The 11,404-nt window shown below is 36.9% G+C and carries 11 protein-coding genes and 1 tRNA gene; 4 read left to right on the top strand and 8 right to left on the bottom strand.

Features of this window, described 5'->3' with window-relative positions; translation table 11 throughout:
• Positions 1-93 precede the first annotated feature (93 nt).
• The 6 genes from fdhF to lepB all read right to left on the bottom strand — a co-directional run bounded on the left by fdhF (position 94) and on the right by lepB (position 7,025).
• Positions 94-2,769: a formate dehydrogenase subunit alpha gene (gene fdhF / locus AB1397_07905; GenBank protein ID MEW6482895.1), complete on the bottom strand. Its 2,676-nt coding sequence runs from the start codon at positions 2,767-2,769 to the stop codon at positions 94-96.
• Positions 2,766-4,925: a hypothetical protein gene (locus tag AB1397_07900; protein MEW6482894.1), complete on the bottom strand. Its 2,160-nt coding sequence runs from the start codon at positions 4,923-4,925 to the stop codon at positions 2,766-2,768. Before AB1397_07900 ends, fdhF begins: the two co-directional genes overlap by 4 nt.
• Before the next feature lie 18 nt (positions 4,926-4,943).
• Positions 4,944-5,017, bottom strand: a tRNA-Met gene (locus AB1397_07895).
• 39 nt (positions 5,018-5,056) lie between these two features.
• On the bottom strand, positions 5,057-5,815 hold the full coding sequence (locus AB1397_07890) for a hypothetical protein (GenBank protein ID MEW6482893.1): 759 nt from the start codon (positions 5,813-5,815) through the stop codon (positions 5,057-5,059).
• Positions 5,782-6,369 carry a nucleotide exchange factor GrpE gene (locus tag AB1397_07885; protein ID MEW6482892.1) on the bottom strand — a complete coding sequence of 196 codons (588 nt, stop codon included), beginning with the start codon at positions 6,367-6,369 and terminating at the stop codon, positions 5,782-5,784. Before AB1397_07885 ends, AB1397_07890 begins: the two co-directional genes overlap by 34 nt.
• Positions 6,357-7,025: a signal peptidase I gene (gene lepB / locus AB1397_07880; protein ID MEW6482891.1), complete on the bottom strand. Its 669-nt coding sequence runs from the start codon at positions 7,023-7,025 to the stop codon at positions 6,357-6,359. The genes AB1397_07885 and lepB overlap by 13 nt, the downstream gene beginning before the upstream one ends.
• Before the next feature lie 84 nt (positions 7,026-7,109).
• On the opposite strand from lepB, the gene AB1397_07875 reads away from it, so the two are divergent.
• From AB1397_07875 to AB1397_07860, 4 genes are read left to right on the top strand one after another with little or no spacing between them, the layout of a single operon-like run.
• Positions 7,110-7,955, top strand: coding sequence for an L-lactate dehydrogenase (locus AB1397_07875; protein MEW6482890.1), 846 nt, complete (start codon positions 7,110-7,112; stop codon positions 7,953-7,955).
• Between the two features lie 12 nt (positions 7,956-7,967).
• Complete coding sequence (locus tag AB1397_07870; GenBank protein MEW6482889.1) at positions 7,968-9,104, top strand: aminotransferase class I/II-fold pyridoxal phosphate-dependent enzyme; 1,137 nt, start codon at positions 7,968-7,970, stop codon at positions 9,102-9,104.
• 20 nt (positions 9,105-9,124) lie between these two features.
• A complete protein-coding gene (locus tag AB1397_07865; protein MEW6482888.1) occupies positions 9,125-9,991 on the top strand; it encodes a substrate-binding domain-containing protein in 867 nt (288 codons plus the stop codon).
• On the top strand, positions 9,978-10,658 hold the full coding sequence (locus AB1397_07860) for an ABC transporter permease (GenBank protein ID MEW6482887.1): 681 nt from the start codon (positions 9,978-9,980) through the stop codon (positions 10,656-10,658). Before AB1397_07865 ends, AB1397_07860 begins: the two co-directional genes overlap by 14 nt.
• A gap of 28 nt (positions 10,659-10,686) precedes the next feature.
• Here the strand turns inward: AB1397_07860 and AB1397_07855 are convergent, their stop codons facing one another.
• A complete protein-coding gene (locus AB1397_07855) occupies positions 10,687-10,983 on the bottom strand; it encodes a hypothetical protein (GenBank protein ID MEW6482886.1) in 297 nt (98 codons plus the stop codon).
• The coding region (locus tag AB1397_07850; protein ID MEW6482885.1) for a T9SS type A sorting domain-containing protein at positions 10,983-11,404 on the bottom strand (422 nt) is incomplete at its 5' end. The genes AB1397_07850 and AB1397_07855, both read right to left, overlap by 1 nt.

The raw sequence follows: 11,404 nt of genomic DNA, 5'->3' as shown, positions 1-11,404 counted from the left end.
ATCTTAAAGTAAATTTATCTTAAAGGCTTAAGATTTGTCAATAATTTTCTCAAAAAGAAGGTTTAGAATAAATTTTAAATACATACCAAGATTTTAAAGAGCTTCAATCCTAACAGCGGATACCTTAAATTCGGGTATCTTTGCTATTGGGTCAAGGGATGGATTGGTCAATATATTTACAGGTGATTCCCTGAAGTGAAATGGAATAAAGACAACACCCGATGGAACTATGTCGGTTATCCTTGCCTTTATCTCTATCTCTCCCCTTCTTGATGAAACCTTCACCATTTCTCCATCTAAAATTCCAAGTTTGCTAGCATCTTTTGGGTTTATTTCAGCAAATCCCTCTTTTATGTAATTATCTAAAGCAAGACTTCTCCTTGAGAGGGTTCCTGTATGGTAATGCTCCCTTATCCTTCCTGTGGTAAGGATAAATGGGTATGCTATATCTGGCTCTTCAGCCGCTGGTTTATATTCTACTGGGCAAAATAATCCTAATCCCCGTGTAAATTTTTCCCGATGCAAAATGGGCGTTCCCGGGTGATTGACATTAAGGCAGGGCCAATGCAAACTTTCATTTTTAAGCCTTTTATGAGATATTCCTTCATAGATTGGTGTAAGGCTTGCAATTTCCTTCATAATTTCCCCTGAATCTTTGTATTCCATATTGTATCCCATTTTATTTGAGAGCATCTGGATTATCTCCCAATCTGCTTTTGCCTCACCGGGTGGCTCTATAGCCTTATTTAGCAATTGAATACGCCTCTCTGTATTTGTAAATGTTCCATCCTTTTCGGCAAATGAACAAGATGGCAAAACAACATCGGCAAGCTCTGCTGTCTCTGTGAGGAATATATCAGCAACAACAATGAATTCCTTTTTTGAAAAAGCCTCTTTTACACGGTTTATATCAGGATCAGACAAAAGGGGGTTTTCTCCCATAATATAGAGGCATTTTATATCAATAGATGCAATCATTTCTGTTAGGGTTAAACCCTGTTCGGTTGGAATCTTTACATTCCAAGCCTTTTCAAAGTTTTCCCTTATTTTCTCATCTTCTATTTTTTGGTATCCTGGTAAAAGGTCTGGTAAGCACCCCATATCACAAGCACCCTGGACATTGTTTTGACCCCTTAAAGGGTTTAATCCCGTTCCTTCCCTTCCAATATTTCCCGTCATCATTACTAGATTTGCCAAAGAAAGGACATTGTCCACACCTGTTGTATGCTGGGTTATGCCCATTGAATAGATAATTGATGCCCTTTCTGCCTTTCCATAAATCCTTGCTGCTTCAATAATAAGTTCCTTTTTGCAACCTGTAATTTCTTCTCCATATTCTAAGGTATATTTTTCAATTGCCTTGCAAAGGTCTTTAAATCCACTCGTCCTTTCATTTATAAAATCCTTCTTATAAAGACCTTCCTTTAAAATGACATTCATTAAGCAATTTATCAAGCAAACATCTGTGCCTGGCTTCTGCCTTAACCATATATTTGCTAGCTCTACTAGCTCAATCTTTCTTGGGTCTATAACAATGAGCTTTGCACCCTCTCTAATCGCCTCCTTTATTTTAAGCCCTACAATTGGGTGTGCTTCTGTTGTATTTGAGCCAATGACAATGATGCAATCAGAGCAAGCTATATCATTGATTGTGTTTGTCATAGCAGCCGAGCCAAAAGATTTTGCTAAACCAGCCATGGTTGAAGCATGGCATAGCCTTGCACAATGGTCAACATTGTTTGTCTGCAAAACAGCCCTCATAAATTTTTGAAACAAGAAATTTTCCTCATTGGTTACCTTTGCCGAAGCAAACCCACCCATAGCATCTGCCCCATATTTTTCTTTTATCTTTAAAAACCTCTTTGCTACAAAATCCAATGCCTCCCCCCATTCCACCTCCTTAAATTTTGACCCCTGACCCCTGACCCCTGACCCCTGACTTATCAAGGGTTTTTTCAGCCTCTCCTTGTGGTTTACAAAATCAAACCCAAACCTTCCCTTTATGCAGAGATTGTTGTTTGATGAAACATCAATTATTGTATTGCCTTTTGTCTCTAATATTATCGGACATCCACAGCCACAATATGGACAGATGGTCTTTGTTTTCTTTGTCTCCCAATGTCTTCCTTTCTTTTTTATCTTTGAAGATAAAGCACCAACCGGGCAGGTAGAGATACATTGACCACAAAATTCACAATTGCTCTCCTCAAGGGGCTTATTCAAGCCTGTGGTGATTAAAGAAGAAAACCCCCTATTTGCAAAATCCAAAACATTCCTTCCCATAAGCTCATCGCAGATTCTTACACACCTTCCACATAGAATACATTTGTCCGTATCCCTCTCAATAAATGGGTTTGTCCGATATGGGCTGTTTTCCTTTAGGATGCTTAATTTCTCTGAATATTTCTCCCTTCTAACACCATATTGATAGGCATATTCTTGAAGCTTACAATCCCCGTTCTTTTCACAAACAAGGCAGTCATCAGGGTGGTCTGAGAGGATAAGCTCAAGGAGCTCCTTTCTTATTTCTAAAAGCCTCTCTGTGTTTGTCTTAACAACCATTCCTTCAATTGCGCTTGTTGTGCAGGCTGGAAGGAAGCCCTTTGCTCGCTCTACCTCAACCAGGCATAGCCTACAGGCACCAAAGCTTTTAAGACGGGAATCATAGCAAAGGTTTGGAAGATCAATATTTTCATCAAGACAAACCTCAAGAATGTTCTTTCCTTGTTCTGTCTTTATCCTTTTTCCATCAATTACCAATTCAATCATTTTGCTACAATATATTCTTTATCCAATTTATCTGAAAGTAAAGAGAGGGAGTTTAGTTTTCCATTGAAGAAATTTGTAAGATTTAAAAATGCCTCCTTGTGCTCAAAACCAGCAAGCTTTGCTGTGTTTATTGCATCCCAATACCTTTCCTGTGCTTCACTTGAAAGATTAGAAAATTCAGCAATAAGCCCAAAGTTGTTATAGATATTAGAAAGAAAGGAGTAAAGCCCCTTTTCCTCTTTTGCTGATATTTTCTCCCTTAAACCCTCTTTGATGATGGATTCTGCAGCTTCAAAGCCCTCTTTTGCCTCCTTAAAATTTTTAAGCCTGGCATCAGCACAAGCAATATTATAGATGATTGTTTTATCTTTAGAAAGGATTTCAAAGCAATCCCTTGCCTTTTTATAATTTCCCTTTATGTAATAGGAAACACCGAGGTTATATGGTAATTGGCTGGTAATATATCCATTCGCTCTTGCATCCTCGTATCCTTTAATGCTTGTTGAATAGTCATTAAGGTTGTAGAATGCAGTATCTGCAAGGTTATAATGTGCCTTTCCAAAATAAGGGTCTTTAAGAATAGCAAGCGAAAAGGCTGATAAGGCATCTATGTATTTTCCTTCATCCCTTAATATTTCTCCAAGCGTGTTATAAGCAAGAGGATAACCTTCATCCTTAAGAAGGGAGGAAAGCCCTTCCTTTGCTTTTTCTTTATTTCCTTCCTTTAGTAAAGCAAGGGAAAGGAGGTATCTTGCCCCTATATTTTTTGGATATACCTTCAATATTTCTTCTAAAGGTGGTTTCCCTATATTAAGCTCTCCTTTTTCTATAAAATATCCAGCTGCCTTTACTACAATATCGGGATTAAGTGGGTTATTTTTTAGATGGTCAATTAAAAATCTGTGCAGGCTTATTAGCTTCTTGTATTGCTTGTCTTGAAAGTATAAAACTTGAAGGAATGAGATAAGGGAAATATTAGAAGGCGATACTTTTAAGCCTTTCTCAAGAGAGGAGATTGCCTCTTTTATCTCTCCCCTTCTACTTAAGTATTTTGATAAAATAAGGTGTGCGGGAATGCTCCTTGGGTCTTTCAAAAGAATTTTCTCTGCTTTTTCCTTTGCCTTTTCCCATCCCTCTGTTTTTAAAGTAGAGGAAAGGATATAATTGTGCGTATTTTGATTGCTTGGGTCTAATTCATAAGCCTTCCAAAATATAGAGCCTGCCCTTTTATAATCGTTTATCGAAAGATATGCCTCGCCAAGCTGATGAAAGAAAAAAATCTTTTGGTTTTTTAAGAAGATAAATTTTATCCATTTATCAAAGCCTTTTTCTCCCTCTTTTATTCTTTGTTTTTCTATATTAGAGATAGCAATTTTTAGCTCTTTATTGGGGAGTAAGAAAAGAAAGGCATATCCTGTGATTATTCCAATTATTCCAAGGATAAAAAGGGGAATAAAAACAAATTTTTTATTTATTTTAATAGGTCTTTTTGGAGGTGAAACCCCCTTCTTTTCCTTAAGGAGGACCTTCATTTCCTCCTGGTCCTTGCTTGGCTCTGTAATCGTTTTCTCCTCTAAAATTTTTTCTTCTTCAACAGGTCTTTCTTCTTCCTCAATTGGTTCTTCCTTGAGATTAAAAGAGGGTTCTTTGAATTCCTCCTCTAATGGATACGTTAGATTTTCATATGCGGGCTGAATAATTTCTTCTCGCTCTTCATAGATTTGGGATTCGGGTTTAGGGATTTGAGGTTCGGAAATTAGAGCTTGAGGCTCTAATATTTCAAGGGGTTTTTCTATTTCAGATTCAATCTCTACCTGTTCAACGGGCTCAAATTTAGGCTCTTCTTCTGGTGGCTTTTCTTCGGCTATTTCTTCTTCCTCTGGTGGCTCAATGGATGGCATTTCAAGCTCAATTTCTTCTTTTTCTATTGGCTTTTCTTCTTCCACAATTTCCAAAGGAGGCTCTTTGGGAATTTCTTCAAAACCCTGCTCTTTTTGTTTTTCAATCTCAGAGAGAAGCTTGTCTATTTTCTCTGGTTCTTCAATTTGGATTTTTGGTTTTTCTTTTACTTCTTTAGATTCTTCTTCCTCTACCTTCTCTATATCCTCACCAAGAAGCCTCCTTATCTCCCTTAAGACATCATCTGGTTCCTTCATTTAAACCGCTATTTTATCTAGCGGTGGGCGGATTTGAACCACCGACCTTACGGATATGAGCCGTCTGCTCTGAGCCGCTGAGCTACACCGCCATCTAATTTAGGATTTATAAATTACAATTATCTGGGATGCTAGTCAAGCCTTTTTATTGCCCTTAAGGCTTTTTTATTATCTTTATCTTTTTCTAAAACAATAAGGTATTCCTTCCTTGCCAAGAGAAGAAGGCCCTTTCTCTCATATATCTCACCAAGCGAAAGGTGTAAGTCTATAAATGTTTCTTTAGTCAAAGGCTTCTCTATCATTTTTAGGTATGACAAGGCTTTATCAAGGCATCCCTTTTCCTTATAACAAAAGGCAAGGTTTGAAATAACAATTGGGTCTTTCTCAGCAAGCAAAAGGGCTTTTTTATAGAATTCTATTGATTTATCAAAGAAACCATTTATTAAATAGGAATGACCAAGCAGGATGAATAGCTCCTTGTCAACAAACCCTTTGTGATAAGAAAATAAAAAATTTTCCTCTGCATTTTTGTAAAATTTGCTTTTCTCTTCCTTGTCTAAATATTTAGCTATATTAAAATATGCCTTTCCTAATAAAAATGCAGTTTTTGGGTCTTTGTTTATATTAAATGCCCTTTTATATAAGAAGATAGCACCCTCAAAATAGGGGAAGCTTTCTTTTACATCATCAAGATAAATGGCTTTTTTATAATAGCTCTCAGCAAGGGGAAGGATAACGTTTAAGTTATTAGAATCCCCTTTTAGTTTTCTTTCAAGGCTTTCTATTCTACTTAAATTCTTTGTCCCGATTATTCTACTTAGCCCAAATATAACAAGGAGAAACAAAAAGAATACCTTTATTCCCCTTTTTGCGAAGCTTCTTCTTCCCATCCTTTGGAAACTATAACAGAGGCAGGTCTTAGGCAAAAATCATTATCTTTCCAACCCGATTGAACCTCCTCAAGGATTATTCCCTCTCTTTGCTCTTTTATGGGAATAGAGAGAATGGCGGTGTGAAATTTGGGAGAGAAAGGATGTCCAATTGTTTCTATCCTTTTAAGCCCAAATTTTGAAAGAATTTCTTCAAATCCCTTCTTAACAAGACCAATCCCATCTATAATTTTTTCTATATTCCCTATTTCCTGTTCCCTATTCCCTGTTCCCTCTTTTAGTGCCCTCTCAAGGTTATCAAAAACATTAAGGAATTCAATAAAGATTTCTCTTTGGTATATCTTTTTTAATTGGTTTTTTTCTTCTTCTTGTCTCTTTTTATAATTCTCAAAATCAGCCTTTATCACTTTTGCCAGATTTAGATATTCCTCTATTTGCGCATCCTTCTCATCAATCTCTTGCAAAAGCTCTACCTTCTTCTTTCGCACTATCTTCTGTATTCTTTCCTTTGACTCCTGACCCCTGACTCCCGACTCCTGACTCATTTCAGCCATTTTATCCTCCAGGGAGGCCAATGGATAAACAGAGCCTTTCCCACGATTAGCTCTTCGGGAACATAGCCCCAAAACCTGCTATCATAGCTAAAATCCCGATTGTCTCCCATTACAAAGTATTTTCCCTCTGGAACTACAATAGGAGAAATCCAATTGTCTCTCTCTGAATATCCAAATATCCTATATGGATCTTGATGTATTTTATAAGGCTCATCTATCGCCTTTTCATTTATATAGACCTGCCTATCTTTAATCATTACCTTATCCCCTGGTGTTCCGAGCACCCTTTTTATATAATCCTTATGTGGATTAAGGTCAATCTTTCCAATGGTTCCTGCCCAAATTACAGGCGAGATTATTCTTAAAAGAACACCTCGATCAGGGTCTTTAGGGTTTCTAAAGACAACAATATCACCCCTTTTAGGCTTTGCCCATCTACATAGCCATTTGTCAGTAAAAGGAATCATTATTCCATATTTACATCTTATAACAAATAGCTGATCCCCGATTTCTAATGTGTGAATCATAGAGCCAGATGGAATTCTATATGGCTGGATAATGAAAAACCTGATGATTAAAGCAATGATAAGGGCTACAAACAGGGATTCAAACCATTCCCAAATCCTTTGCTTCAACCCCTTTTTCTCTTTCTTCATACTTAAATTTTATCATTTTATGGATAGTTTTGTCCACTAAATTATCTTGACCAAAGAAAGATGGGTAATATATAATTTCCTCTTATGAAAATAGGAATAATTGGTGCAGGAAGAACTGGGGCAACAACCGCGTTTTGTATTGCAAAAAGTGGAATTGTAGATGAAATTATCCTACTTGATGCAATAAAGGAGCTTGCAATAGGAGAGGCAGAGGATATAAATCAGGGGCTTGTCCTATTTCCAAAAGAGACAATTGTTAAAGGAGGAGATTATAAAGACCTTTCAGATTGTAATCTTATAATTATTACAGCAGGCTTAAGGAGAAAGGAAGGAGAGACAAGGCTTTCTCTTATAAACAAAAACCTCTCTTTGGTAGCTGATATTGTCAAAAATATTACATCAAATAACAGGAATTGCCTCCTTTTTGTTGTCTCAAACCCGGTTGACATTATGACATATGCTGTCTTAAAAATATCAGGCTTTGCAAAAGAAAGGGTTTTTGGTCTGGGGACATACCTTGATACTATAAGGCTTAAATCCATTATAAAAAGAGCTGGAAAAGACCCAAAGGATGCTATGATGATTGGTGAGCATGGGGAGAAGATGGTTGCTATTTCCTGTTGTGACAGGGAGATAATTGATAAGGTAAGAGGGGCTGGGGCTTGGATGATAAAGCATAAAGGGGGAGCAGGGTGGGCGGTTGGAATGGCATGTTTAGAAATAGTAAAGGCAATCGCCCTTGATAAAAAGGAAATATTCCCATTGTCATCCTTTATTCCAGATTATGCTATATCCATAAGCATACCTACAATAATTGGAAGGGAGGGGATAATTGGACACCCCAAAATTTCCTTAACAGAAGAAGAAAAAGAAAAATTCATAGATTCAACAAGGGTAATAAAAGAGCAAATAGTCTCTCTAAATTTATGATATAATTATTGTATGCTTTCAAAAAGGATATTAGAAATTCCGGCATCTGGGATAAGAAAATTTTTTGACCTTATCTCAAGGATGCCTGATGTAATCTCATTGGGTGTAGGAGAACCAGATTTTCCAACACCCTGGCATATCAGAGAAAATGCCTTATATTCTATAGAAAAGGGCTTCACAACCTATACATCAAATGCAGGTCTTCTTTCTTTAAGGGAAAAGATAAGCCAAATGGTCTATTCAAAATATAACCTCTCTTACGACCCAAAAAATGAGGTTTTGATTACGGTTGGTGTTTCAGAAGGCCTTGATCTTGCAGTTAGGGCTATATTAGATTTAGATGATGAGGTTCTTATTCCTGAACCATCTTATGTTTCCTATAAGCCCTGTGTCCTATTAGCAGGCGGAAAGCCTGTGGTTATTCCTACAAAATTTTCTAATAAATTTAAGATAAAACCCGATGACATTAAAGAGAGGCTAAGTAGCAGAACAAAGGCAATTATCCTTTGCTATCCCAATAATCCTACGGGAATGACATATACAAAGGATGAGCTTTCTTCTATTGCTGATGTTTGCAAAGAGAATGATATTATGGTTATCTCGGATGAAATATATGGGCTTCTTTCTTATGAAATAGAACATATACCATTTAGCACATTTTTAAAAGAAAAAACCATCTGGCTCTCTGGATTTTCAAAGGGCTATGCGATGACAGGCTGGAGGCTTGGCTATGCTCTAGGACCAGAAGAAATAATTTCTGCGATGTGTAAAATCCACCAATATATCATCCTTTGTGCGCCCATAATGAGCCAATATGCAGGTCTTTCTGCTTTAAACAGCAATAGCTTTATTGAGATAAAGGATGAGTTTTTAAGAAGGAGAAATTTGATTGTTTCAGGCTTAAATTCCATTGGTATGCCTTGTTTGATGCCTGATGGTGCATTCTATGCCTTTCCATCCATTGAAAAGACAGGTTTATCTTCCTATGATTTTGCCGAAAAGCTCTTACTTTCTGAAAAGGTTGCTGTGGTTCCTGGAAATGTTTTTGGTGATTGTGGAAGGGGGTTTATAAGATGCTCATATGCAACCTCAGTAGAAAAAATAGAAAAGGCAATAGAGAGAATGGCAAGCTTTTTAAAGAAGATTTAGCGATGAGCTTTCTTAAAAGGATGCGTACATTTTTTATTCTACTTCTTTTTATAGGATGTATAAGAGAGGAAAGATTGAGGCTTGCAACAACAACATCTCTTGAAAATTCGGGTATTCTTAAGGTTCTTTTAAAAGAATTTGAGAAAACCCATAAAATAAAGGTGGATGTAATTGCGGTGGGAACAGGAGCAGCCTTAAGGCTGGGAAGAAATGGTGATTGTGATATTCTTCTTGTCCATTCTAAGAAAGACGAGGAGGAATTTGTAAAGGATGGGTTTGGAATAAATAGGCAGGAGATTATGTGGAATGATTTTGTTCTGTTAGGACCAAGGGATGATCCCGCAAAAATAAAGGGAAAAGACCTTATATCAGGCTTAAAAAATATAGCAAAAGAAAAGGAGATATTTGTTTCAAGGGGAGACGATTCTGGAACACATAAAAAGGAAAAAGGGCTATGGGAAAAAACAGGAATAAAGCCAAAGGGAAAATGGTATCTTGAAACAGGACAGGGAATGGGAGAGACATTGATAATCGCAAATGAAAAAAATGGGTATTGTTTATCTGATAGGGGAACATATCTTTCTTACAAGAACAAGATTTCTCTTGTTATCTTGAAAGAAGACCCAAAAGAACTCTATAATCCATATTCTGTGATCATTATTAATCCAAAGAAATATCCCATAAATTATGGATCGGCAAGAAAGCTTGCAGATTGGCTTATAAAACAAGAATGCCAAAGGATAATTGGTGAATACAGAGTAAATGGAATAAGGCTTTTTAATCCTATAAATGAACCTTTCCATCCTATTTCCTCCTATATCACTACCCCTTTAGAAAAGGCAAGGTCTATAAAGGACAAATATAATCAAATGTATGAATCTCCTTGATTCTATTGTATCTTCCATAAACCTTATCTTAAAGGGAGATAGGGAATTGTTTGGGATTGTTTTTCTTTCTATTAAGCTCTCTTTCATAGCAACAACGATTTCTGCAATACTCTCTCTACCAATAAGCCTTATGATTACCCAATACGAATTTATAGGAAAAAAAATAATAATTACCATTATAAACACCCTGATGGCACTTCCTACGGTTGTGGTTGGCTTGCTTGTTTATTCGCTCCTTTCAAGAAATGGCCCTTTGGGATGCCTTTCCCTTTTATACACACCATATGCTATGGTCATTGGTCAGGTAATCCTTATCTCTCCAATCATTACAGGGCTTCTTATTTCATCTATCTCATTATTGGATATAAGGGTAAAAAAGGAAGCAATTGCCCTTGGTGCTAATAAATTTCAGGTTATGGCAGTGATTTTTGAGGAAGGAAGGCAAGGATTTGTCTCTGCGATTATTTGTGGATTTGGAAGGGTTTTCGCTGAGGTGGGAATCTCAATGATGGTGGGTGGGAATATAGCTTCCTATACCAGGAATATTCCAACCGCCATTGCCCTTGAGACAAGCAAGGGAAATTTTGCCCACTCGTTTGCTTTAGGCTTAATCCTTCTTCTTGTTGCATTCATTATCAACCCCTTGTTTCATTACCTTAGAAAATAATTGCTTTGGTTTAACACCAATAGAAGTCCTATAAGATTTCAGCCATTGGAATATCAGGGGATTTTGGATTGTGCATAAGTCTCTTTGTTGTCATATCCACAACAAGGTCTAAATCCTCTAATGGTATCTGACCAATCAGGGATTCTCCTTTACTTACCTCTCCTAAACAATCAAAGATACCTCCCTTCCATTGATTCTTAGGAGAACCCCTCGATAAACAGGCTTTATTTGAATCTGATTGTTTGCCTACCTTATCGGCTAAGGTATTTACGCCCTTTTGAATCTCTTTTCTTGCTTCTTCATTAAAGCTTAATTGTTTTGCCATTATTGGACAACCATTGACTTTATGGCAGAGAAATCATCTGCCTTTATTTTGTAAAAGTATAATCCAGAAGAGAGGTTTTCTCCACTATCATTCTTTAGGTCAAAGAATATTGCCCTGTTTCTTTGGGTATATGAGCCTTTAGGTTTTTGTCCTAGCTCTATTGTCCTTACCCTTTGTCCTAAGATGTTATAGATTTCTAGAGAAACATTTGAATCTTTGGAAAGCTTGAATGGGATATAGCAGGCATCCTTTGCGGGATTGGGATAGGATTGAAGGAGCTCTGAGATTTGGGGGGCTTGTGTATTTATGGTTATTGAGATTGCTTGGGCTTGCATTTCTTTGTTTGCCATATTCCTTGTTGAAATTGGGATAATCTTTATTATTGATTCTGGGTCTTCTGAGATTGCTTTAAAGATTAGGG

This window comes from bacterium (genome assembly GCA_040756715.1).
In the GTDB taxonomy this organism is placed as follows: Bacteria; UBA9089; UBA9088; order UBA9088; family UBA9088; genus JBFLYE01.
The sequence above is the reverse complement of the archived record's forward strand: the minus strand, read 5'-3'. Positions and strand labels throughout refer to the sequence as shown.

What these genes read in the sequence shown, in the direction of transcription:
- fdhF (MEW6482895.1), bottom strand. Translation starts at nt 2,769, where the DNA reads ATGATTGAATTGGTAATTGATGGAAAAAGGATAAAGACAGAACAAGGA.
- AB1397_07900 (MEW6482894.1), bottom strand. Translation starts at nt 4,925, where the DNA reads ATGAAGGAACCAGATGATGTCTTAAGGGAGATAAGGAGGCTTCTTGGT.
- AB1397_07890 (MEW6482893.1), bottom strand. Translation starts at nt 5,815, where the DNA reads ATGGGAAGAAGAAGCTTCGCAAAAAGGGGAATAAAGGTATTCTTTTTG.
- AB1397_07885 (MEW6482892.1), bottom strand. Translation starts at nt 6,369, where the DNA reads ATGGCTGAAATGAGTCAGGAGTCGGGAGTCAGGGGTCAGGAGTCAAAG.
- lepB (MEW6482891.1), bottom strand. Translation starts at nt 7,025, where the DNA reads ATGAAGAAAGAGAAAAAGGGGTTGAAGCAAAGGATTTGGGAATGGTTT.
- AB1397_07875 (MEW6482890.1), top strand. Translation starts at nt 7,110, where the DNA reads ATGAAAATAGGAATAATTGGTGCAGGAAGAACTGGGGCAACAACCGCG.
- AB1397_07870 (MEW6482889.1), top strand. Translation starts at nt 7,968, where the DNA reads ATGCTTTCAAAAAGGATATTAGAAATTCCGGCATCTGGGATAAGAAAA.
- AB1397_07865 (MEW6482888.1), top strand. Translation starts at nt 9,125, where the DNA reads ATGCGTACATTTTTTATTCTACTTCTTTTTATAGGATGTATAAGAGAG.
- AB1397_07860 (MEW6482887.1), top strand. Translation starts at nt 9,978, where the DNA reads ATGAATCTCCTTGATTCTATTGTATCTTCCATAAACCTTATCTTAAAG.
- AB1397_07855 (MEW6482886.1), bottom strand. Translation starts at nt 10,983, where the DNA reads ATGGCAAAACAATTAAGCTTTAATGAAGAAGCAAGAAAAGAGATTCAA.